The sequence below is a fragment of the Opitutia bacterium ISCC 52 genome, assembly GCA_014529675.2.
Lineage (GTDB): Bacteria > Verrucomicrobiota > Verrucomicrobiia > Opitutales > UBA2995 > UBA2995.
In genome coordinates, this window is the sequence record CP076040.1 from 3,009,104 (window position 1) to 3,034,704 (window position 25,601).

Consider the following 25,601-nt stretch of genomic DNA (forward strand, 5'->3'; position numbering starts at 1 on the left):
AAATGACACAGCTTTTTCACAGAGTAACAATCCTTGCGATCAGTCTGGCGAGTGCCGCCACTCTCCAGGCTGGCAAGGATTTTCTCAACGCCAATTGGGAATCCCATTCCGGATTCCGAGTCTCCACTGAAGCCGTACTTCCCGAAAAGGAGATCCATCCTTCCCTTTGGTTCAGCGAAGAAGGTCTGGCGGCATTTAAAACCCAACTGAATGCCGATGCCACCATTCGCGAATATTGGACCAAAGTTAAGAATCACCCATTGCTTACCGCCCCCTTCCCAGAAGTTATCCCAGATGAAGAGCTCTGGATCCCCGAACTCGCAAGTGCCAATAACAAGCGAATTCACAAGTACTACGGCGAAATGACCCAGATCCCACTCTACGCTGGGTTCATGGCGTGGATGACGGATGATCCGCAAGAGAAACAAGCCTACATCGACCGGGCAAAAGCGGCATTAATGCGAGCCTTCGATGGACCGTTCTTCGATCTCGATCCCAGAGGCTCTGGCGTCGACAAATCGGTGGACGAAATTTACCAAGGCATCTGGTCGCAATCCATCTGTGCCGCCTACGACTTTGTGCAACCCTTTCTCAGTAAGGAGGAAGATAAGATCATCCGAGCACGCCTACTCAAAGTGGCTCGCTACACTCATGAGAACCTTGATTCTTGGGCGAGTGGACCTCATAACCATCTGTCCAAACCGGCTTGGGGATTAGCTGCCTATGCGCTGACCTTTACAGACGATCCCGATGCAGCTGATTGGTTTCAAAATGCCATGGAGGCAGCCAACAGGAACACGCATTACCACTTCAGTGCCGATGGAATTTATCGTGAAGGCGGCATGTATTATATCTTCTCATGGCTGAATTACGTACCTTTCCTCTATCACTACAAAAATGTTTCGGGCGTAGATTACTTTGAAGATTTCAAAGAGTCTTTTGAGTGGGGAGTCATAGGAAGAAATGCTAAGGGCTGGATCATGAACGTGGAAGACTCATTCATTCGTCCCGTTCCTACCCAGATGGTAGCCAAGGCCTTTGCCGATCATCGTTCTTTCCTCGCCCCCGATGTTCCATTCTCGCAGATACTCCAATGGAATTTTCAAACCACCGACTATCAACCCTACCGCGACATTGAAAAGATCAGCGGCTTCAACTACACCGGAGCCACTTGGGATTATCCGAAGGAACTCTACGAACTGATTTCTTACGATCCAGACATCCAAGCGCGTGCTCCAACGACTGATCCAACCATTTTTATGGATGGAGGACAGACCTTCTTCCGCGATCGCTGGACTCATGGAGAAAAAAATCAATCTTACTTGCTTTTTCATAGCGTACCACAAGCTGACAACCACGACCACAATGATACACTGAGCTTCATTCTCTACTCAAAAAATCAGATGATGGCCTCTGATAGTGGTTATACGCGCTCTAGCTACGGAGAAGACATTCGCTATACTTACTACCGTCGCCCACAGGCGCACAACACCCTCACTTTTGACGATATTCCCTTAGGAGACTTCGTGGAAAACACACCCAATCCATCAGAGGATAAACTAAACACGTCCTTCTTTGATCTCGAAAAAAAGACGGCACCTTTCCGTCGCTACCTCGGAGAGATACAGGGTTCAGCCAACCGAACCATAGCCTTTATCCAAGGTGACTACTTCCTCATTCTGGATGAAGCAAAGGGGCACGACAATGGACAGAAGCTGGACGGAAAATTCGACGTCTATTTTCACGGTGGACGCAGCTCGGTTCATCGCGAGGGAAATCAATTCACATGGTCGTATGAGAAAGATCGGTACGGTGATGCAGCAAAATTAATCAGCTATCAACTCACTCCAGGATCTGAGACCATAATCAACAACACCGAGAGCACTTATATCAAGGCCGACTGCGACTCCTTCCCCTCCCTTCAAACATCAAAGGCCGGCAGCAGTGCATTGTTTGGACAAATTCTTTTTCCTCTTGGTGAGAGCGAGAAGGCTCCGATCATAGAAGACATTTCCAGTGAGAAACTCCTGGGAGCAAAAATCACACAAGGCAATACCACGGACCTTTTTCTAAAATCACATTCCGACAAGAAGAGTTCCAAGGAAGGCATTCAGCTTGATGGTGACTTTTCTTGGACGAGACACGAGTCAGGTAAATTGACTCAAGTGGTTGGCCAATCCGTCAAACTAGTTAACATAGAAAATTCGAGTTTCCTTACAGCGGACGAGCGCCTCACCTTTGCTCTCGAAATGGGCAAAACCATCAGCCTCGCTATCGATATTGAAAAGCCAACCGAAGTCCACTTAAAATTACCCAAGAAGATTCAGTCGGTCATGCTTGATGGCAGAAAGGTCCCATTCAAATCAACTGACTCAGGGCTTATTATTCGATTCGAAGAAGACGGTAATTATTTACTGAATTAGGGGGCCTTATTTCCTGCCTGCTTCTTTGCTTCAACAATCAATCGAAGTACTATCCCAGCATAACTGGAGGATACTACTTTGATGAACACGAAACATCTCTCTGTTGGACTGATTGCTGCACTAATCACCGTAAACACCTGGGCAAATGATGAGCTCGCAATAAAACTAAACGATGCACTCGAGTTTGCAGAGCAACCCCTGACTGGCCTCGCTGAAGAAGTCCTCGATAACACTAATCAATTCGTAGACTACTCTAACACTGCCGGACAATGGAATGTCAAAAACAGTAGCACTTGGTGCAGTGGATTCGTTCCGGGTCTGTTCTGGTATATGTACGACCACACCGGAGAACTGGTCTGGTCACAACGCGCTCGCCTTTGGACTAATGGTGTGAGGTCCCGGTCTACTGCTGCTGACAACGATACTGGATTCCAAATATTCGACAGTTTTGGACTCGGGTATTTGATTCTGGGAGAGTCAAACGAGGATTACCTTAACGTTATGCGAACAGCAACCAACACGTTTTCAACTCAACGATATAACCCAATCATCGGTTGCTACAGAGCGTGGACCAACCACTCCTCAAATCCTGTTACAAACCCGAGCATCACAGCTAGCACCACAAATCCGAACGACATGGTATTTGAGGTCAACATCGACATGCTGATGAACTTGGAGCTCCCGCTATTTATTGGATACCGAGACTCAAACCAGAACTATATTGATGAATCGATTTCTCATGCGGACATATCCTGGAGGGATCTAGTGCGAGAAGACGGAAGCACGTACCACGTAGTTGGATACAAACCTGATGGATCGGTGGACTACAAACGTACCCATCAGGGATGGATAACGGATTCCACCTGGTCACGGGGTCAGGCATGGGCCGTCTATGGCTATACGATGGTTTATCGCTATACACAATTGCTGCGTATGCTGGATCGCGCAGAAGCCTGTTTCGACTACTTTGTTACTGCAACTGATATTCAAAGCTCAGATGCTATCCCCTACTCTGACTTTGATGCGGCACTCAACTCGCAAAACCCTCGAGATTCATCCGCTGCGGCCATTGTCGCATCAGCTGCCCTTGAACTGTACGATATGACCGAAGATGAAAAATACCTAATTCGGGCCTCCGCCATTCTAAATTCACTAGCCAGCACGGAATACCTTTCAAGAGGCACGAACTACGAATCCATTCTCCGAAAGGCATCTAGCAAATGGGGCGACCCTGAAACGGCTGCCATTTTCGCCGACTATTTCTTTGTAGAAGCCGGCCTTCGCTACCTGGAAATGTTTCCCTTGGATCCGACTACTGGAAAGCCAGTCAATATTTCAACAAGAGGTCACGTTGGAACAGGAGATCAAATTCTCATAGCTGGCTTTGTCATCTCAAAAGGAGCACAACAAGTTATTGTTCAGGCATTGGGCCCAGAGCTTTCGACGGAAGGCATTGATAACTTTCTATCAGACCCGGCGCTAACCATCTTTGATGCAAACGAGGAAGCATTAGCTACCAATGACAACTGGGAAGACGATGATAAGCAAGTAATCATCATCAGTGACCTTTGGAATGGTTCACCTCCCATGGATCCAGACAGCAATAGGCTATCGCGATTACCCTAGCCCCCGGAAGGTACACCGCAGTGATCAATGGGTCCAGCAACACCCAAGGTGTTGCGTTGGTAGAAGTCTATGAAGTCGACTAAGTTACTCCCGGTTATCCAGGTAATCTCCGGATTCATCTCCTAAATCTACAGGAGATTCGTTCCCCCTAAGATCGTTATTAATAATCCGATAGTCTAACAAGTCACCCGACGTACGAACACCTATCTCATTTCCATTAATAAAGTTTCCATCCACGAACAATCCGGCGGATCCTCGTTCAGCATCCACGCCTACCCCACTTCCAGAAATCGTATTACAGCGAATCCAAACACTGTTTCCACTGCCATTGTGCAGCCTGATTCCAGCAACTGGATTATCGTAGAGCTTGTTGGCATCGAGGAACACAATGTGAGACTGTTGAACGACTTCTATCCCGAGTTGATAACCCATTACTTCATTATGATGAATCCAATTTCCTGGACCTGAGCGATCATGGGTCGCTCCGGTATTGCCTACACCAAACCCAGATGGAGATCCAAAGGGTGCAGAATCGTCATCCCAATAAGCCAAGTTGAAGCGAAGTTCGTTGGCATACTCATCCTCTCCGTGCAGGTCATAAGCATCCTCCGTTGTTTCGAAACAGGTGTTTTTTTCGACCAAATTATTGTGCGCAGAAAATTGCAATAACACTCCATGCCGTATGACTGGACCAATCACGTTCCCGGTAATCCAGTTTTGTTCGCATGCAGCACCGTGTAATTCAACCGCATAACCACGGCCTCCACCCCCCAGATCAGTGGCGTTAAGAATTCTACATCCTTCCACCTTTACATATTTCGTGGAGCGGAGTCGAATTCCCTGACGCGCAAATCCTTCGATTCTAAGGTCCTTCAACCAAATCCGTTCAGGGCTCGTAGAATTAGTCGCACCCACCTCAACTCCGTAGTTGAGCGCTGTGTCACTACCAACAATGGCTAAGCCATCCAAGGTCACATCTGTAACCCCCGGAGCTAAGCGGAATCCTGCTGCTATTCCAACCGTCTCAAACTCAACAGCTTCGCCCTCAGCAGCTCGGATGCTTACTCCTGAAGGTACGCTGATAGTCGTTTTCAAATGATAAACCCCGCCTTCCACATTCAAGATACCACCTTCCGTCAAGGAATTGATAGCTGTTTGCAAACCTGGCGAATCGTTGTCGTCCGGATTTCCCGGAGTCACACTAAAGTCTGATAAATTTAGAGAAGCTCCCGTTCCATTGACCGGCATCTGGAACGATTCTGACAGCCCAATGGGTATCGGTGGCAGCGAAAAGCGACTGCCAATCACACGAGCGAAATTTCGCCCTGACTCATCGGGCTCAATCAGGACACTCAAGTCACCTGCTTCGGTCTGATGAAACTGCTCGAAATGCTTCCAATCCGCGAGATCGTTAGACGATTGAACTTCATAGCTCGCCGCTTGCTCACCAGTAAAGCTCAGGCGGAGCGCATTACCCTGGCGACTTGATTCAATAGCAGGAGCCGACAAAGGCAGCGGATCAGCATAAGCTTGAGTAGCAGAACTCACATCCGAGAGCAGTTCATCACCGCCCAAGGCTACAACGCGGTACTCATAAAGCGTAGCAAGCGTTCCGGTAGCATCCAAAAAATGGGTACGATTCGAGGACACCGTTCCTAGATCTTCGAACTCCGTGCCACCAGACAGGCGTCGTTCGATACGAAACCCCGTTTCGCTATCCGAATTATCTTCCCAGTTGACGGATACACCGGCTCCTGGCACTCCAGACACAGTCAATCCGGAGGGTGGTAAATCAGGAGGTGCTTCAAAATCTCCAAAGGTTCGGGTAACTGCCATATTATCGATACGAAAAATCCCGATATTTACCCCTTCTTCTGATTCATCGCGATGGCGAACAGCCACTCCTTTTATTCCGAGAAAACTTCCGTCATCGGCCACTACATGCGTGTCCTCTTCCGTTTCCGGATTAATGTATAAAGAAACGGTCTCTCCATCAAAATCACTTTTTACGAGAACGGTGAGCTTAGTTCCCTCTGCCCAATCCTCAGGATAGTAGACCGCATCAAAACGACTGCCCGATTGCTTAGTTATACCTAGGCGAAACCGTCCGGGAATAATTCCTCCGTTACCATTTGGAACCGCAGCAATAAAGGTTCGCGAGCGATTACCGCCGCTACCATTCCACATAGTGAAAAAGATACCAGCCGTATTCTCCCCGCCAATGGGGGCTTTTATCACTTCCAAATCAAAGTAACTAAACAATACACCGGAACTGATACCCGAGTTATCAAAGATGGCACCATAATAGCCATTATTTACCGGGTCAGGAATCGGTCCCGTAAAATCCCACTTTAGCTGATTATCCACGACAAACAGGTTGGGATTTCTGGAATCGGATGTCGTAGGCAACCAACGATTATCCGAAGCTTCATTCAACTCGCCGTTTTCATAATCAAAGCGTTCGACAAATAGCGCTTCACCGAGAAGTAAGTGAGAAGCCGAACCCCATAAAGCGGCAACTAAGCATCCTTTAAACAGACCTCTCAACATCCGATAACTTTCTATGCTAATTTTGGCAGTGATTCATCTTCGATAACCCAAGCGCCCAATTTACAATGCTCGAGCTCCCACCGGCCGCTCTCGAGAGAGATCACCTCCCATGCGATGGATTCGGATTGATTACTACCTGCCCAACTTAAGCAAGCCAGGTAACCTTGTTCGCGGCCCACGCTCCTATCAAGAGTCCGCAGAACATGGAATGGACCTTGGATGTGTTCCCTAGGACCATCCTCTTCCGACAAACGGTCATGGCTGAAAATTCCCTGAAATCCATGCAAGGCCTGCACAGCTATACCTTTACCAGACTCAAAAATGCTCACATAGAAGTCATCGATTTTATTTTCTACAAGATCACCCGCCTCATCAACGGACAGCGCGTATGTCCCATGCCGCAAGAGACAGTCTTGATGAGAAATATATCGATGTAAAATCAACTGCCACCCTGACTTCCACCACAGGCGGGTCTCGACGGAAACTTGTGATTGTTCAGTTTTGTGGCCCAGGCTGTACAAACAGGCCATTCCATCCTCCTCCATTTTAACCGGTGCGGTATAGTGACGCCCAAGAATTAGATTTCCACTAGAATTCGTCGCGGTCAGACCTGCGTCCAAAGGATATTGATTTGGATCCCTTGAGATTAAGAAACCTATACTGGAGCAGTAACTTAGCTTACCCCACTTCCAAGTTCCAAAACGAATATTACAAGAAGCAATCTGTGAACCAACGTTGATAATCTCCGATTCGCCTCCAACGGTTCGAACAATCAACCCTGGAGATGCGAAAGCGACCACCTGATCTGAAGATTCCGCCGGAATAGCTTCAGAAGAAGCCGTCCAAAAAGGATCGTCCAAAGGTATTAAAAGTGGAGAAAATGCTTTAGCCGCCCAGTAAGGAGAACCACCACAACTGTAGGATTCCACCATATCCTCAAATATATCATACCAACCCATAGAAAGGCAGCCCTGTGATTGGTATATTGGTTTCTCCAAAAAGAAATCCATATTCCGTTCGCAGATCGTTCGAGCCAACCCAGGCATTGTCGGACTTATCCCAAGCAACTGAGCCATGCCAAAAGGAGCGGTGGCGTTGAAACGATATGTAATCGATCGACCAAAGGCTGCTTGCTCACCTTGGGAGCTGAAAAACAATTCATAGTTTTCCAGAAACAGCTTAGTTTTGTCCTTCCACCATTCGCAACGCTCGGGACTGGCCTCGCCATAGAGACGAATCCACCAAAGACTGTAGTAGTGCCAGGCATAGGCGTTATAAAAATCTACGGATTGATTCATACCGTCCATAAACCAACCTTCCCCCGAATACATATCCTCAAGATCACCGTAATAGCGATCGATCACAGCTCGGTAAGACGGAAAGCCTCGTCCCTCCCTTACCAAGAATTCCATTACAAAAATCCCAAAGAACATATGATTGTTCCAATGGTGCCCATTCCCAATATCCGACTCCAACCAAGATAGCACTTGTTGTTGATCAGCCTGACTAATCGAATCCCACAACCAATCGCGACTCAGCTCCAATCCTATTACCATCAATCCCATTTCAACGGAGTGCTGATGAAAGTTTGAGGACCATCCCCAAAAGTGTTCCGAGCTACTATCAGTTCCTAGAAGTAGAGCCTGACGGAACCATTGCCCCATCCGTTCTGCTTTTTCAAGATCTCCTTCTTCCGTGTTTTGACTCAATGAGTAACGCCAGTGCGCGAATAAAAGCAGAGGACGAGCAAAGGATTCAACTCGGTCTGCATTCAGATCATGATCACTGGCTTTGCCTTCGATAGGAAGATCGGCCCGCCCGGACTCCATAAGATTCTCCAAGGGAGCCAGTAATTTCCAGGCACGATCTTGCCAACCACGGTACGCGGCGAGTGCCGACGAATTCTCAACAACAGGTGAGCGGCTCATATCAAGATGCCCGATCGTACATGCCTAGGTCGTAAGGATCGACCAATTCCTCACCGGCGAGATAGCGCCGCAAATTAGCCAATCCATGCTCTCCGGCATCACACCTTCTATCGATGGTTGGACCGCCTAAGTGAGGCAAAAGCATCACATTCTTCATCCCCCTGAATGGAGAATCCTTGGGCAGCGGCTCGATGCCATACACATCCAGAGCCACTTGAATATCTTCTCGCTCAGTAGCCACTCTGGCCAACGCATCTTCATCAACCACGGCCCCACGACCTACGTTCACAAAGGCAGCTCCTTGGGGCATCATGCGTAAATGCGCTTCCGTAACCATGCCCGTGGTCTTGGGAGTCAGCGCAGCCAGTTCTATGATCACATCGTTCTCGGAAAACAGTTCTTCCAGAGAGTTACTCCGACCAACTCCTAACGATTCATAAATGGAGTCAGGAACGCTGGGAGAAAAGGCAGTGATATTATTGGTAAACGGTTTTAGCAGATCGACTAATTTTTGAGAGATTAACCCCAGACCATGTAGTCCTACTCGGCGCTCGAACAAAGACTGTGTCTCCGTACTTTGATCCTTCCACCCGCCATTGAAATGCATCTCTTCCGTCCAATAGCGCACACGACGCATGCAGGTGAGCGCGAGCAACAATGCACATTCAGAAATAGTGCGACTCACTGATGAACTCCAACTGGTTACCAAGAGACCTTCTTCAATGGCTTTTCGAGGCACGAGTTTTCGAATCGATCCCGGCAAGTAGCATACATACTTTAGTCGAGGAGCAACTTCTGATAAATTCTCAGGTAGTGGCGGCGTTTTCCATCCGGCCATCAAAACTTCTGGATTTCGATCACGCAGCAAATTCAACCATTCGTCTTCGTTTTCAAAAGCGAGAGGATCGAACGACTCAGATGTTTGCATGAGCGACATAGCATCGTTCAATTGCCCGTTAGGAAAGAAAGTCTCTATCTCTCTTTCAGTTAAGCAGACTATATTCTCCATGATAAATATTTGATTTAAAATTTCAGTTTGAACCTGGATAGCATTCGAGGACGACAAGCTCATCCTCACTATCATAAATGATTTCTTTGACTCCAGCGGGGCAGAAAAAACGATCCCATTGATCCAAAGGCGCCTCAAGGCCATCGATAGAGACACTGCCCTTCCCAGCAGCAACCACACCAATAAATCCTTGGATTAACGTTTTTCTCATCTGCCCATGAGCGATACTTCTTTCCACTCTAAAGCAAGAGGTCTGCTTAGCACCAATGAGTTCTTCTACTCGTCCCGCGCTACCCGCATCGTGAATCACGCTCGGCTCACATCGAAAACACGAATCGATAGCGTCATCTCCAACCACCTCAAAGTTAAATACGTCGAGCGAAGTTTCGATATCTCTCCCCATGAATCGCGCTTCCTCAGGAATCACAAAGCCACCCCGTTCAAACTCAAATCGAACAGCGAGATCGGATGCTTCCATGATCTCCAGCATGAGAATGCCTTCTCCCAGCGCATGAGGTCTACCTCCAGGAATGAAGAATACATCTCCAGGCTTTACTTGGATTGGAGTAAAACAACGTTCAATGGCCTCGATATTCTGATCAAGAATCCATTGCTTCAATTGCTCGCGTTCGGGTGGTCGTTGAAATCCGGCGTATATGTAGGGATTATCAATGCCCTCACGGACAGCCAAGATGACATACGCTTCCGTCTTACCACGATTGGCATTCAAACGTTCACGAGCAAATGCAGCAGTGGGATGAACCTGGAAGTGCAAGCGGGTAGCACTATCAAGGTATTTGACCAATGGTAGTCGGTCTAAGTCCTCCGAACTTGCTCCCTCTTCAATATGGAATTCTGGCGATGCTGATACCATATCGCGGAATGTGAAAACTTCTCCAGAGTCGCTCTTCACCAAAGACAAGCCTTCATCCTGCTCTTCTCGGCCCGGATTTCTAGCTTCGGTAACAGAACCAATCCAGTCTTCCGGAAAATGTGAATCTTCAACGGTTTCTTTTCCTTCAATCTGATCCAGGACCTTACCTCCCTGATAAGTACGCCAAACACGATTAGGCTCAAACTTTAGTATGCCAGTTTTCGTGTTCACGACTGATTTTGGATCAATTTGAAAGGTCCCCAATTCCATACACCATTACTCGACCTCGTAAACTTCAATTAATGCGACACCGGTCGTGTCCCCTTTTCCTGAAATTACAGCCGTGTAACTTCCTTGGTTGAGCATAAGAATAATTCCAGAGCTCGAGCTTCCGTCAGCAAAAGGTAAGGCTCCACCCCACAAATCCCTAATCTTGGTTGCGGATTCAGCATCGTCCTCCCAGTCATCATTCGTTCCCAAAGAAGCATTTCCTGCATCGAAAACTTCAAGAACAGGATCAGCAAGAGCTCCTGTAACACCGTTGTTCGTCAACTCAGGACCGATTGCTTGTATGAGAACTTTTTGAGAATTGTGCCCAATTACAAATCCACCAATCAGAACATCATCCCCTGTTCCAACTTGACTACGTGTCGAAAGATTAACGAGTTTTCCACCGGTGGCAGGATCCCTTCCTCCGTTATTGTTCTCATCAACCGCTTCAACCACTTTGTAGATCATACCTTTTCGTTTTTCTAACAAGTATAGCTCTTGGTCATCATCGATGCCGAAACGGATGTCCGCTCGTTCATTATTCCCAGCCAATTCAAACATCGTAGTGGGTTGACCATCGAGCTCTAGATTGAGCACTTCGATGTCGGACTGCGTTCCCTGAGATAGAGAATCAGCATCGACGATCCAAAGATCCCCAAACTTGATATCGCCAAAAATAAATTTTCCCGCCATCGCAGGTAGATCAGATCCTCGGTAAACATAACCACTCACGATGGCCACACCTACGTGACGTCCAAACTGAGCGACAGGGTAAGTATAGCCTAATTCTGCATCGTTTGCCGGTAGCTCAAAGACCTCTTCTCTATCACCACTGTTGGGATCATTTTCAAAATTTGGATTAATTCGGAAGGTTCCTTCCCGAACATTCCAACCGTAATTATTTCCAGGTTCGATCAAATTGAGCTCTTCAATTTGTTTCTCTCCAATATCACCAGAAAGCATTTTCCCATCACCTGCTGTATCCCAACTGATACGGTGTGGATTACGAAAACCGTAAGCCCAAATTTCGTCGAAAGTGTCAGGATCGCCATCATCAGCAAATGGGTTGTCTGCAGGAACGCCATATTGCCCGTTTGGACTATTATTACCTGCGGTATCGATTCTTAAAATGGTTCCTAAAACAGAGTTCAGTAACTGAGTATTTCCTGGATAGCCTTCAATCGTTGTACCGCCATCGCCAATACAAATGTAAAGGTACCCGTAGTCATCATCGGTAGAAACTGAGTTTGGATTAAAAGAGATTTCTTGCATCCCATGAATCGTATGCACGAGGTCCACCCGCATAATTTCCCGGCTTGTTCCTGAAAAGGTCGCAGCGGCAGGATCTGTCGCTGTCCATTCCATAACAACACCCTGTAGAGCAACTGGAGAATTTACAGGTCTAGTAAAATCGGCCGTGCCCGAACCTGGACCTTCTGAGTGAGCGGTATAAAATTTGCCGTTATTGGCAAAGTCAGGATGAAAATCAAAAGAACCAAAACCGGTTCCAAGACCGGGAGTGGTAGTAAATGCAGGAACCTCAGTATCTAAATCAAGATACAAGGCGACTTGCTGACCATCGATCACGTGGAGAGGTCCATTCAAGTCATTGACCATAAGTCGACCTGCAGCATCGTGCATTGGCTTCAGGTGATTAATTCGCGCCAAAGGAACTGAACCTGAACTCGCGGGTATTCGCACAAAAGACTCAATCTTAAGCGTGATACCACTTGGCTCTGGAATATCCGGAACAGGGTTATTGACCTGAGCATTGCCGACAGAGGCAATCAGTGCAGATATAGAAATCCAAAAAGCGGTCTTAAGAGAGTGCTTGGATGCGTTCAAAGCTAGGGGAGAGGACATAGTATGAGTGGGCATAGGTAATTAAGTCGTCCAAATTAAACGGACCTTTTATAGCTAAAAATGAAATAGCTGGGCGGGATTCCGCCCACCCAGCTATCATTTAGAAATCAAACAAATGTTGAAATTCTATGAGTGCTAAAGGTTAGACTTAGTCTAACTCGTAAACTTCGATGAGTGCTACACCGGTTGTATCACCGACACCTGAAATGGTAGCAGTGTAGGTTCCCGGTTCCAGTGTGACTACGGCCGCAGCACTTAAGCTTTGGTCAGCCAATGGTGGAGCACCTCCCCACAAATCAGTAATCAACTGACCTTGGGAATCCTGCCAATTATCATTGGTCATAATAACGGTGTTAACACCTCCTGTGGTATTGGTAATTGTCAGAAGCGGATCGAGTAGAGGCCCGGAAACGCCAGAGTTTTCCAACTCAGGACCCACTGCTTGGATAAGCACTTCTTGCGTAGCATTACCAACCACAAAACCACCGATCAATACATCGTCTCCAATGCCTACCTGACTACGAGTCGATAGGTTGACGAGCTGACCAAGTGTGATGTCGACTGTATTGTCTTCTACGAACGTCAACTGACTATTCGCAGGGACCGCAGCTGATGTTGGAGCTTCAAAAGTAATAACGCGCCCAGCAATAGAGGCGATTTTACCGAGTTCAGTTCCATCGTTCAGGAAAACCAGTTTTCCAGCTTCAACTTCAGGTCCTGGATCCATAGTCATGGTAATCATAGTAACTCCAGCATCTGCGGCTTCGGAGCGAGGCGTCGTATCCACAATAGGAGCACCCGGTGAAGTCAGATTTACACCTTGTGCTATGTAGAAGGAACGCAGGTAAGTATCATCCTTACCTTTTACTTCATCAATGGTTCCGGCAGAAGTGATGAACAGCATCGTATCCAGATTGTTTAAAGTCTGGTTACGGTAGTTTGCATCCTGATAGACCATGGTCTGTGTTGGGAAATCTCCACCACCTTTGACGTATTGTGTGAAAGTGTTGTTGAAGTGATCCACTACAAACCAGAATTCATACCAGGTTTGTGTATCGATGGCTGAAGCAGCCAGATCGATGTAATCACCGCCATCACGAATATCGATGATACCGTTGGTTTCAATACGACCTAATACAGAGTAAGTGCCATACCCCAAAGGAGCGGTAGGCTCAGAACGTGCCGTAGAATCAGCCAAGCCCCAAGTGATGTCAGCTTCTCCAGGAACACCTTCAACCGTTGGGCGAGCCATTTGGAAGTAGAAGGTGACGGGATCAGATTCCGTAAGCGGATCACTAATCTGTAGAGCTTCTGGAATAGCGAATTCAACTGTCTGGTTCAAAGCATCGGTGGTAGATGGAACACCAGGATTGATGGCCAGTGCATTTCCTCCGCTTCCAAATGGATCAGCAACTACAGTCGTGCTTGGTGAAGTGGCAAAGTTGCCTTCTTCCTGAATTACGGTGAATCCAGCGGGAAGTTCCGTATCACTATCGAGGTCTACAATCTCTTCCCACTCAGCTGCAGCCGGCGGCGGTGGTGAGCTCAGGTTTACACCTGGAGACATTTGGAAATTACGCACGAAGGTATCATCCTTACCTTTAACTTCATCAACGGTACCAGCTGATGTAATAAACAGCATCGTATCAAGATTGTTCACCGTCGCGTTACGGTAATCCGCCGTTTCATAAACCATAGTCTGACCCGGAAAGTCAGATCCACCTTTGATATACTGAGTAAAGGTATTAGTGAAATGATCCACTACGAACCAAATCTCATACCAAGTCTGAGTTTCGATGGCTTCCGTAGTGAGGTCGATATAATTACCTCCGTCGCGGATGTCGGGAATTCCGTTTGTTTCAATACGGCCCAATACAGAATAGGTGCCGTAGCCCAAAGGAGCAGTCGGCTCGGAGCGAGCAGTTGAATCTGCCAAGCCCCAAGTGATATCGGCTTCACCAGGAACGCCTTCAACCGTTGGCCGTGCCAACTGGAAATAGAAGGTCACCGGCATGGATTCCGTGATGGGATCCGTTACTTGCAGAGCTTCTGGAATGGTAAACTCAATGGTTTGATTCAAAGCATCCGTAGTAGAAGGAACACCAGGATTGATTGCCAATGCATTGCCGCCGTCGCCAAATGGATCAGCAACCACAGTGGTGCTTGGTGAGGTCGCAAAATTACCTTCTTCTTGGATTACGGTGAATCCAGCAGGAAGTTCAGTTCCACTATCGAGGTCTACGATTTCAGCCCAATCAGCAGGATCACCAGCAGAGGGCGAATCCAAATTGATGCCATCTAAATCGATATAAAGGTCATCAATGTAGGTATCATCTTTTCCTTTAACTTCATCAACAGTTCCTGCGGAAGTAATGAAGAGAACCGTATCAAGTGGATTTACGGTTACATTACGGTAGTTGGCATTTTCATACACCATGGTTTGGGTAGGAAAATCGCTTCCACCTTTGACGTACTGAGTGAACGTACTGGTGAAGTGATCGACAACGAACCAGAACTCATACCAAGTCTGTGTTTCGATAGCTTCGGTCGTCAGGTCGATATAGTCACCGCCATCACGGATGTCGGGAATACCATTGGTTTCAATACGACCTAATACAGAATAGGTGCCATAGCCCAATGGTGCAGTTGACTCGGAACGAGCAGTCGAGTCAGCCATTCCCCAAGTAATGTCAGCTTCACCCGGAACGCCTTCGACCGTTGGTCGTGCCATTCTAAAGTAAAAAGTGACCGGCTTCGATTCGGTAATAGGGTCGGTAACTTGTAGGCCCTCTGCCAAAGCATATTCAACCGTCTGGTTCAATGCATCGGTTGTAGAAGGAACTCCAGGGTTGATTGCCAGCACGTTTCCTTGGCCAGCATCAAATGGATCGGCAACAATGGTCGTACTCGGGGAAGTAGCAAAATTACCCTCCTCCTGAATGACCGTAATTGAATCGGATAATCCCGACTCAAAGTCATCGATCTTCTGGAAAGTCGCGGATAGCGAACCAACAACAAAGATCGAACTCAATGTTAGTAGTATTTTTTTCATAATGTAACTGATGTGTTTTTCGTGATTTCGCTTAGTTATATCCCTTGCGATGAAAATTAGAAATCGATGCCGAACGAAAGTCGGTAACTGCGGGGTGCGTAGAAGTTCTCTGTGCGGCGTTTGAGAGGAACGCCATCATCTACATAGTGAGCAATGCTCAGACCTTCTGTATCATCTAATACATTGTAGATATTCAGACGCGCAGTCAGGTAGAGGTCGTTGATAGTCCAGCTGTAGCGAAGAGAAGCATTCATATTCCAGCGTTCTTCCGTCTCAGGTGTACCAAATCGGTTCGCCGCTAAATCAGTGCCTCCAATAGGAATGGATGTAGCAGCAGGTCCTGTATAGATAACTCCGAGCCCCGCACCCAGCCCATCAAAAACTCCTTCAGTAAACCGGTAATTGCTCCACATCGAAGCAGCGTCCTCGGATCCCGTATATAAGCTGGCACCTTGCAGGCCTCCTATCAGGTCAAGAGGACTCACATCACCCATAGAGATGGGTTGACCATCCTTAGTCACGGTATCAATCACTCCATCGCCGTTGGTATCGGTTTCTTCCAAGCCAAATGCTTCACGACCAAAGGTACGCACCCAGACATCGTACTCAGTGCCAAAAGCAACCCCTGTTTCTGGGTCAACGACATCAACCAGATTGAAAGAACCGGTGGCTTCCCTCTCCGTATGAGCATAAGCAAATATCAACTGCCAATTTTCAAGAGGAGAATAAATAAACTGCATGTCATAACCCGTTGCCTCATCGGTATAGGTGACATTCGCTCCTCTGGAATTATTGATCGAAGTATTTAATCCGAGCAGAGTTCCTCGTGTTCTACCCCAAAGCATGGGGTCAAAATCATCCGGTCCTGCCTGTGCATTAAAAACTGAGGAACTTCTTTCGCGATCAGCAAAAGCCTTTTCCAAGTAATAGCGCCATGGCTGTCCCGTAGGATCCCCATTCTTGTCAATAGCGGGCATGTCCAGTTTATCATACTGTAGATAAACCGCGTTTCTGGGATTAGTCGTATCCGAGAATGTTCCTTCAATGCCAAGTAAGCCTTCTGGCCAGTCAAACTGACGACCAACAATATTTCCTTCATCATCCCGGATAAACTGTAAGACCTTTTGAATTTCGATACCATCTTCGTCGAAATAGTGACGATCGATTGAATAAGACAACGGCGCCACATCATCTGTGATGAGTCTCGGATCAAACCCTGTATCTTCGTTGGCTTCTTCGTCGATTGCATTGACGCCACCAACCCAGCGAGCAGGGGCTGGTGCTCCCTGAAATCTCCAAACCGCATTTTCACGCTCAATCCTGTAGGCAGATATCGTTCCGCTAAATTTTCCGTCGTTGATATCAAACTTGATACCGATCTCTTCACTTGTACTGGTTTCAGAAGGAAGGCCGAGCAGGTTTCCATCGCGAGCACCTGTGTTGGGTGTCAGGCCCTCTGCACGAACTCCGTAAATGGTAATATCATCCGTAAGACGGTAATTAAGAGCTAATGTCTTGGTAGTCGTTTTCTCAGCCTCATCAGCATTTGGAATATATTCACTCACACCATCAGGTAAGGGGAAGAAACCAAATGTTTCATTATTTGGATTGCTTACAATATCACTGGCAGGTGCGATCTCCAAAGCTGGACCATCGTAGTCCGGACCAAACTCAGCAAACTCATCGAATCGATCCCACAAACGATCTCTAGAGTGAAAGCGATCATGCCGAGCACCGGCGATAATACCAATTTTTTCGTCCCATATTTGCCCTTGATAGAGAGCGTAGTGGCCTGTGAACCACACCTCCGCATTGCGGTACTGTCTACCAGGCATTCCGAGTGGCTCGCCATTATAACGGATTACGCTTTGGTCATTGATGTTGCGTACTTGCAATTGGTCATTGTCAGCAATTTCGAGTTTATCCGCGTATTGCCAATTAATGCGAGGATTCCCGATCGTAAAGTCAGCTTCGTCTTTAATATCATGCCGACCAACCAGGAAGGTGTGTTTGTGATTTTTACCAAACAACTCTGTTTCGAAATTGTAGGTTGCACGCAAACGATACTGTTCAGTGGTCGTATCCTCAGGATCATTCTCCCACCAGTAGCGAACCATTCGATAGTCCCTTAGATCACGACGATCGCCTTCAGGAGAAGGAACATGCTCGTTTTGAAATATTGTCACGTTCTCGTCTAACCAGTCGATGATCGCCTGCGGATTCTCCGTATTGGGATCATTCGGACGCTCAGTAAGCACACCTTTTAATTGCAGAGCGCGCTCCGTGTTAACCAGTGTTGAAATGTTTACATCGAACTGATCTTCACGTGCATCCGTCATGAACATTCCGGCTGAGATCGTCAAATTCTCAATCGGAGTGATGTCGAGGTTGGCCATGAAATTCGATTCACGACGTTGGTGATAGGTATCCGGTCCAGTGATACGATAAGTTTGAGGCAACCCCCCGTATGCTTGATTCTTGGTCCAGCTGATTTGTTCACCAAATTCGTTACGGAAATTCTGATCGATGGCTGCATTCACATTATCATAGATAAACTGGTCACCAATACCGGTCTCAATCTGGTCAGCGTATTGACCTTCCAGAAACAATGAGAGCTTTTCGGTCTGCCAGGTCAGCTGTCCTACATAGTACTCTAGCTCCTTACCTCTCCAGTCAGTCCAATGATCGCGTTCTTCATAAGCAGTCGCAAATCGGTAGTTGAGCTGACCACCCAGAAAATTTTCTGCCAACGGACCGGTCACATCGATCGTGCTTCTAAGATAGCCTTCGCTGCCGATCCCAAAGGTAACCTCTTGTACCGGTGCAGAAAGGGGACGCTTCGGAATCACGTTTACGATACCGGACAATACACCAATACCATATAAGAGTGAGTTCGGGCCGCGGACCACTTCCATGCGCTCAACATTGGCCGTATCAATGATTCCCCCAAGGATCGTTCCGTACTGCGCAATAAGTCCACCGTAGCGAAAACCATCCCGGTTTTGAAAAGGAACATTAAATCCACGAATGATTGTTACATTGGCAAAGCGACCTCCTGTGCCCCCACGAGATGAAGGAGATCGGTCAGCACTATCCACTTCATTGGCACCTGGCGTGTTAGCTCCATCTGTGCTCACACCATCGCCAGCAGAAAATTCTTGTAGGAAAACACCTGCTGAATAAGCCAGCGCTTCGTCAAAGTTTGTGGCACCGGTATCCTCAATAAATTCCGCATTAAGAACCTCAATCGCCATGGGTATATCCTTTATAGCGGTATTGAGACTGGTTCCAGAAGTTGAGTTCGTGGACCGGTAACCATCATCCGTGGATACATCCACTGTGAAGGGTGATAACTGGTAAATATCACCTTCAACTTCTTCATCCTCATTCTGAGCGAATGCGGAGTGAGTCAGTCCAAACAACAAATAAGCTCCAACTGCCGCCAAGCAAGTAGTTCGGAATCGGGGAGGTAGAATAGGATTTTGCATAGAAAATGCTTCGTTGCGCTTATTTAACGCTGTTCGAAACGTCTCCCTAACCATAGGAAGACAGTGTTTAGAGAGTGGTTCTAGAATGGGGTTTATGTACTGATATTAAATAATTAACAACGATTAATTAATAATTATTAATTGCACTCAAGAAAAAAATCTGCATATTTTTCATTATTCTCAATTATTAACCATCGTCATTCCTGATAGTTATCATGCCACCAACAATGGTAAACATCTACTTATTAATAATCCTTAAAGACTGAGTTCGAACTTGATTAATAAGTATTATAAATTTTAAATTATAACTTACTCTTTTATAGGATCAACTCTACATGTCCTCCCAACCCTCGAAGCGGATTTCGCAGACCCAAATTGCTAGGGAATTAGGCTATTCCCAGGCTTTGGTATCGATGGTTCTCAATGGGCGCAAACAAGGCATTTCCGAGGAAGCCTATAAGCGCATCTGGGATTACGCTATTACCCATGGCTACTCTCCACGCGGTATGAATATTGATACCGTTCGGGAATCAGCCTCAACGACCACCGTTGGCTACATTTTAAGATCTCCTCTTAAACTGGCAACCAAGAGTAACTTTTTCAGTCACGTACACCAGGGCATGTATAACCAGCTCGACCAACATGGAATCAAGATGGTGTTTCTCGGTTCTGAGGATGACATCGAAATTGATAAACTTCCTGAGTTCAAGGCCATGACCAATACCGTGAAAGGTATCGTCATCATGGGAGAAGTTCAACCTGCCTTCCTGGAAGAAGTGCGAAAACTGGATCTTCCCATCACCTACACTTCGGCGAGGGCGACCGGCAAATGCCATTCAGTCCTTTCCAACGAACAAGAAAGCGGTTCCATGCTCGTAGACCACCTCTACGAATTGGGCCATAGAAAATTCGCTTGGCTCGGAGGAAACAAATTTATGGGTCGCCACAAGGAACGTTTCGAAGGGGTTGTAGAGGCATTGACCGGATACGATCTTTCGATAGACCCTGATGCAATCGCCCGCCTCAAAGGTGCGGACCGCATGGAGGGCTCGAATGCAGCCAAACAAATTATTGAAGCCAATAAAGACAATCTCCCAACGGCATGGATTTGCCTCAACAGCCTTATGGCACGCGGCGCAATCAGCTATCTCTTTCAACATGGTTATCGCATTCCTGAAGATGTGAGCCTAGCCGCCATTGATATGACCAACGTCTGCACGGAAGAAAATCCACAAATCACCAGTGCAAGTGCTCTCCCAGAGGACATGGGATCCGAAGCGGCCAGAATCTTACTAGATTCTATCAATGGATCTGTTCGTTCTCTAATGGACGTGACCCTCCCCTCTCAGCTCCGAGTGCTCGACTCGACCGGCCCAGTATCGAATTCGGTAGTCAAGGAAGAAGCCTAACAGTTTAGGGCAAAAGCCCCCAATTCTAGGCGAATTCGTATTAATTCGACCCCCTTTCTCCTCTGCTCATGACGCTTAGAGCAGAAATATTTCTCATAAATCGAGAAGAATCTTGCATGGGCAAGGATTCCATTTAGCGGTATTAGTGACATCCACGGGCCTATAATAGGACATTCGATTCAAACGATTCTTCCTCGTTACCACCATGAATAAGAAAGCCATTTTTTCTCGCCGCAAGTTCCTGGCTGCTTCCGCAGCCACAGTCGCCTTTCCGACTATCATCCCTTCTAGTGCTCTTGGGGCAGGCGATAAGCTGGCTCCATCTAATCGCATCAATGTGGCTTGCTTGGGCTTTGGAACGATTGCCTATACGACGGTGCCCAATTTTCTGAATAACGACAGTGTTCAGGTCGTAGCCATGGCCGATGCCAACCGTCATTCAGGCAATTATGGATACCAGGGCGAGAAAATGGGTGGCCGTTTGGCTGGCATGCAGATGGTCAATGAGCACTATGCTAAATCTACGGGGATGCTTAATTATCAGGGTTGTCGGGCCTATGAAGATTTTCGTGAGCTTCTGGATAATGAGGATGTCGATGCGGTTAACATCTCTACCCCTGATCATTGGCACGCCGTCATGGCTATCTACTGCGCCAACAAAAAGATCCACGTATATGGCCAAAAACCATTATCAGTGACTGTTGAAGAAGGGCGCGCCATGGCTAATGCCATTGCTAAAAATGGAGTAACCTTTCAAACCGGCAGCCAACAACGCTCCGAATCCCAATTTAGAGAAGCGGTGGAATTTGTCCGTAATGGTCGCATCGGAAACCTAAAGAAGATCCATATCAAAATCCCAGGTGGACACTCCAATTGGAATCAGATGGGGAAGCGCAAAAAACCAGAGGAGATTCCAGTTGGCCTCAACTACGACCTATGGGAAGGCCCAGCTCCGCACCGTGAGTATCGACCCGCAACTCTCCCCCTCAATTGGCGTCACAATTTCGATTACTCGGGCGGCATGATCACCGATTGGGGTGCTCATCATGTGGACATTTCACAATGGGCCATGGGCATGGATAAGAGTGGTCCCACGCAAATCGACATTGATCACGCAAAACTACCCGATGAAGACGACCTCTACAATACCGCAACTGCCTTCAAGTTTACCTGCACCTATGAAAGCGGCGTTCAAATGATCGTCCAAGATAACCGAGGTGACCCCAATGGAATCACCTTTGAAGGCGATAACGGAAAGAAAATCATGGTTCGCCGTGGAAGCATCACAATGGATCCGGTAGTCCTCCGTCGTGAGCGCATCCAAAACAATGAATGGCATGCTTACAAAAGCAGCGATCATGTCGGCAATTTCATTGATTGTATCAAAAGCGGGAAACAAACCGTTGCTCCTGTGGAAGCTGCTCACCGCACCATTTCCATCTGCCACCTGGCCAACATCGCTATCCGCCTTGGTCGCAAAACGCTCAAGTGGAATCCAAAGCGAGAAAAGATCATTGGTGATAAAGAAGCTAGCCAGTACCTAAGCAAACCGATTCGAGGTAATTGGCGCCTAAGGTAGGCTGTGGCTTTCAGTCTACTACCCTTGTGATTGCCGGAATATTGATTTCCAGCGATGTTGATTCAGTCACTCTAATCCCCTACCCGACTTCGGGACTGGCGAGAGTGAATTGACAGTCTGGCAAACCCGGAAATGGATTCTTATTTAAATACATCCGATAGAACGGACGCTGAGTTTCGAAACCGAGTGACAGGAGGAATTCCCTGAACGCCGATTTACTGGTGTGGATATCCACTGTTACCGGGTTATCCTCCAGGTGTTTAGCTGTCAGTGAAAAGAGCTGGCACGCGAGCGCCTCCGATTGAGCAAAGAGCGGCCCAACTTGGTGATAGAGCGTTCCTTCACGAATGAGTAAGAAGCCTGTGACCTCACCCTGGCATCTGGCAATCCATCCAACATCCAGGCGACTTCCGGCCAAATAATGAATCAGGCCTACCCTACTCGCTCCAAACGTTTGCGAATCAAATTCAATGAGATCCGGTATATCCGATTCCTGGATACGCTGGATTAAATCCTTGGAAGGAGACCCGACGGGCGCACTGAGCGAAGTTGCAATCATCCGTTGGAGTTCCAACTCCACAACAAACCCGAGTTTCTCATATACATGACTTCCGGCGGGGGAAGCATCGAGTTTGATGGATTGGCAGTCTTTTAATCGAGTGATGACTTCATTCAACAAAGCAGTGCTGACTCCGTATTTACGGTACGGTTTCTCCACAATCATCATACCAATCCAAGCGACTTGGTTGTTGTAGTTGATCGCCATGACCGTACCCACCACTTGGTCATCTACTTCGGCAACTAGACAAAGACCAGGATCGTGCTTTAAGTAGAAGGCCCAATCGGCCACCTTTTGATTCCAGCCCTCGGCATTCTTCAGGCGCATAGCAGCCGGAAGATCTGTCTCGCGCATTTGCCTGATTGAGAAATCCATAAGGTGTTTTTGAGAGTTTTTAGGCGGCGGAGCAAGGATGCTCTCGCCCTACCGTTGACACAATATCTTAGATGGTAGGGCTACAGCGTCCTCGCAGTGCCGTTTTTCGAATTCGTTTAAAAGTCCTGCTTAGCTCAACCACCGGTGGAGGTTTTCACTAACAAACGAATCATCGTTCAATTCTGGATAGGCTTGGTAAACACGATCGATCTCAGCTCTTTGCTGCGGTTTAAGCACTTCCTTTTCATTCAAGGTCCAAACCCCTTCTAGCAATCCTTGCCTTCTCAGGACTTCGTGCAGACCAACAATGCAACCAGCAAAGTTGTTGGCCGCATCAAAGAATGCAGCGTTGGAGTCGGTAATTTGGTTGGCCACGGCGAGTGCCTCAACGGTGTTGGATGCGAATGCTCCAGATTTTACCTGCTCAACCAATTCAACCGCACTCTTAGCCCAAACAGCCCAATGCCCGAGCAATCCACCCGCAATGCGCTTGGTAACATAGTCGCCCTCGTGTTCGATTCTATATTCACTCAGTAGATCGACCAGGATATTATCATCGTTCCCAGTGTACAAAGCGATTTCGGAAGCTCGTCCCGACTCCACAACTCCACGAACCACATCCAAGGTTTTGTAACGATCAAAGGGAGCCGTTTTTATGGCGACCACATTTTCGATCTGAGCAAACTCACGCCAGAAATCCACATCGAGATTTGGGCCACCAATAACCGTCTGAAGATAGAAGCCAAAGATCGGCATCACCTCGGCCACCGCACGACAATGCTGGATGAGCTCTTTGTTCGTTGCATCTTTCAACGCTGTTAAACTCAGTAGCACAACATCGTATCCAAGCTCAGCTGCGACCTCTGCCTCGGAAACGGCTTGTGCAGTTTGACCAACCACCCCGGCTACGCGCACAACTGGACGGCCATTGGTTTCATGGTAGGCATCAAGCTCTTCCTTTGCCAGAGTTAGGACTGGCTTATAGAGCCCGATCTCAGGTTTCCGAATCTCAAACTGTGTGGTGTGCACACCCACAGCTAATCCACCCACTCCAGAGTCCAGATAATAGCGAGAGAGTGCGCGTTGTCGTCTTTCGTCGAGCTTGCGGTTTTGATCCACCGCCAACGGGTGCGCAGGAATAACGGTTCCGTCATTCAGATGTGTTCGAATTTTGTATGTTAAGATTTTACTCATTTAATGTGCCAATCTGCATTTTCACGGAGTTGAGATGTTGAGGATGACGAACGAATGGTGAGGGCACGCACGTCTGTGCGTAACCGAAACAAGAAGGAGGAACACTCGGCATGTCAGCCCGAAGATGGGTGCTCTTAGATATTCAAAGGCTTGATGCATACCCATATGCACCAGCAATGATCTAATCGCATATTGTAACATTCTACTTTTAAAAATCTCCTTCTTAGCACCCATCTGTTGAAAATGCAGATTAGTATTGTCCGTCCCTCACTTCAAAATGCGTGGGCTTTCCCAACTGCCTACCTCCATCGCGAATCCATTGAGCGGTCCACTCTATGACTTGCTCAACGGGGATGGATGGCTTTCCCATTCTCTCAAACATAAGAGAAGCATTAGAAAGCAGCGCAGAGGGAGCTTCTTCTCCAACAAGCTTTGGCTCTTTCCCGAGAAGCCGACCAAACCGTTCAGCTACAGATCGGATGGATAGAGTTTCCGGTCCCGTCACATTCAGATGCCGGGCAGGACTCCTGCATAAATCGAAAGCTCTTAGGATGAGTGCATTCGCATCTCCCTGCCAAATGACATTCGCGTAACCCATTGTTACGTCGATGGTTTCGTCCCCCCAAACTTTCGTAGCTATGTCGGCCAGCACCCCATAACGCATTTCCACAGCGTAGTTTAGCCTGATTAAAACCACGGGAGCATCATGAGAGGTACTTCCGAATTCGAACATGCGCTCACGGCCTAAACAAGACTGGGCATACTCTCCTATCGGTCCCACCTCATCACTTTCGACAGATCCTCCAGATTCCATATTCACGAGCGGATACACACATCCTGTAGACAAAGCGACTATCCGAGCGGACTTGAACCGTTCCGCTATCAGACCCGGCAGATAGGCATTCATAGCCCAGGTGTAGGCTTCATTCCCCTGAGTTCCAAATTTCGTTCCAGCTAAATAAACCATATTCTCACATTCCGGAAGCGAAGATAAGAATTGCTGGTCCAGTAGATCGCCAGCGATCGTCTCGATTTCGAGACCTTCGAGGTATTCACGATTCGCAGCATTACTGAACCTGGACACACCGATCACTCGTTTCTCTACCCCAGCTTGCTGGCAGGCTCGTTTGGCCATACTAGCCATAGAGATACCCATCTTCCCGGATACACCCAGAAATAGAATATCACCATCCAAGCGCTCCATGAATTCAACAAGCTCAGGAGTAGGTCGAGACAACGCTTCCTCAAGCGTTTCCTCATTTTCAAAAGCTGTAGGGTACGACTCCATAACGATAAATTGCTATGGCTTCTACCAAAGCGCAACACCAAGACAATTGAGAATCGGCTCTACTGTAAACAGGTAGAATTCTACAGGCGAGAGACTAGAGAACAGAGGCAGAGA

14 protein-coding genes are annotated in these 25,601 nt (G+C 47.5%); 4 read left to right on the forward strand and 10 right to left on the reverse strand.

The genetic code is table 11. The features are described 5' to 3' along the window. Window positions 1–2 precede the first annotated feature (2 nt). Together GA003_12835 and GA003_12840 are read left to right on the forward strand one after the other, a co-directional pair. Entirely contained in the window at window positions 3–2,423 is a 2,421-nt protein-coding gene (locus tag GA003_12835) for a heparinase II/III-family protein (GenBank protein ID QXD26915.1), read from the forward strand. Between the two features lie 81 nt (window positions 2,424–2,504). Next, window positions 2,505–4,049, forward strand: a complete 1,545-nt coding sequence (locus tag GA003_12840; protein QXD26916.1) for a glycoside hydrolase family 88 protein — start codon at window positions 2,505–2,507, stop codon at window positions 4,047–4,049. A gap of 84 nt (window positions 4,050–4,133) precedes the next feature. Here GA003_12840 and GA003_12845 read toward each other — a convergent pair whose 3' ends face one another. The 7 genes from GA003_12845 to GA003_12875 form a co-directional block, all read right to left on the reverse strand. Continuing rightward, entirely contained in the window at window positions 4,134–6,599 is a 2,466-nt protein-coding gene (locus tag GA003_12845; GenBank protein QXD26917.1) for a right-handed parallel beta-helix repeat-containing protein, read from the reverse strand. Window positions 6,600–6,610: 11 nt separating this feature from the next. Beyond that, a complete protein-coding gene (locus GA003_12850; GenBank protein QXD26918.1) occupies window positions 6,611–8,527 on the reverse strand; it encodes a DUF2264 domain-containing protein in 1,917 nt (638 codons plus the stop codon). A gap of 1 nt (window position 8,528) precedes the next feature. Then, the gene (locus GA003_12855) at window positions 8,529–9,536 is read right to left on the reverse strand and encodes a hydroxyacid dehydrogenase (GenBank protein QXD26919.1); all 1,008 of its coding nucleotides are present in this window, start codon (window positions 9,534–9,536) and stop codon (window positions 8,529–8,531) included. 22 nt (window positions 9,537–9,558) lie between these two features. After that, window positions 9,559–10,680 (reverse strand): class I mannose-6-phosphate isomerase, encoded by a 1,122-nt coding sequence (locus GA003_12860; GenBank protein ID QXD26920.1) that lies wholly within the window; start codon window positions 10,678–10,680, stop codon window positions 9,559–9,561. A gap of 6 nt (window positions 10,681–10,686) precedes the next feature. Further along, a complete protein-coding gene (locus GA003_12865; protein ID QXD26921.1) occupies window positions 10,687–12,543 on the reverse strand; it encodes a PQQ-dependent sugar dehydrogenase in 1,857 nt (618 codons plus the stop codon). 148 nt (window positions 12,544–12,691) lie between these two features. Continuing rightward, a complete protein-coding gene (locus tag GA003_12870) occupies window positions 12,692–15,595 on the reverse strand; it encodes a hypothetical protein (GenBank protein QXD26922.1) in 2,904 nt (967 codons plus the stop codon). Between the two features lie 56 nt (window positions 15,596–15,651). Then, complete coding sequence (locus GA003_12875; protein QXD26923.1) at window positions 15,652–19,083, reverse strand: TonB-dependent receptor plug domain-containing protein; 3,432 nt, start codon at window positions 19,081–19,083, stop codon at window positions 15,652–15,654. A 335-nt stretch (window positions 19,084–19,418) separates the two neighbouring features. Here GA003_12875 and GA003_12880 point away from each other — a divergent pair, with 335 nt between their 5' ends. Beyond that, the gene (locus tag GA003_12880; GenBank protein ID QXD26924.1) at window positions 19,419–20,492 is read left to right on the forward strand and encodes a LacI family transcriptional regulator; all 1,074 of its coding nucleotides are present in this window, start codon (window positions 19,419–19,421) and stop codon (window positions 20,490–20,492) included. A 205-nt stretch (window positions 20,493–20,697) separates the two neighbouring features. Then, the gene (locus GA003_12885) at window positions 20,698–22,071 is read left to right on the forward strand and encodes a Gfo/Idh/MocA family oxidoreductase (GenBank protein ID QXD26925.1); all 1,374 of its coding nucleotides are present in this window, start codon (window positions 20,698–20,700) and stop codon (window positions 22,069–22,071) included. A 79-nt stretch (window positions 22,072–22,150) separates the two neighbouring features. Here GA003_12885 and GA003_12890 read toward each other — a convergent pair whose 3' ends face one another. The 3 genes from GA003_12890 to GA003_12900 form a co-directional block, all read right to left on the reverse strand. Continuing rightward, entirely contained in the window at window positions 22,151–23,005 is an 855-nt protein-coding gene (locus tag GA003_12890; GenBank protein QXD26926.1) for a GNAT family N-acetyltransferase, read from the reverse strand. A 129-nt stretch (window positions 23,006–23,134) separates the two neighbouring features. Further along, the gene (locus tag GA003_12895) at window positions 23,135–24,199 is read right to left on the reverse strand and encodes a dihydrodipicolinate synthase family protein (GenBank protein QXD26927.1); all 1,065 of its coding nucleotides are present in this window, start codon (window positions 24,197–24,199) and stop codon (window positions 23,135–23,137) included. Window positions 24,200–24,449: 250 nt separating this feature from the next. Next, a complete protein-coding gene (locus GA003_12900; protein QXD26928.1) occupies window positions 24,450–25,487 on the reverse strand; it encodes an NAD-dependent epimerase/dehydratase family protein in 1,038 nt (345 codons plus the stop codon). Window positions 25,488–25,601: the final 114 nt, after the last annotated feature.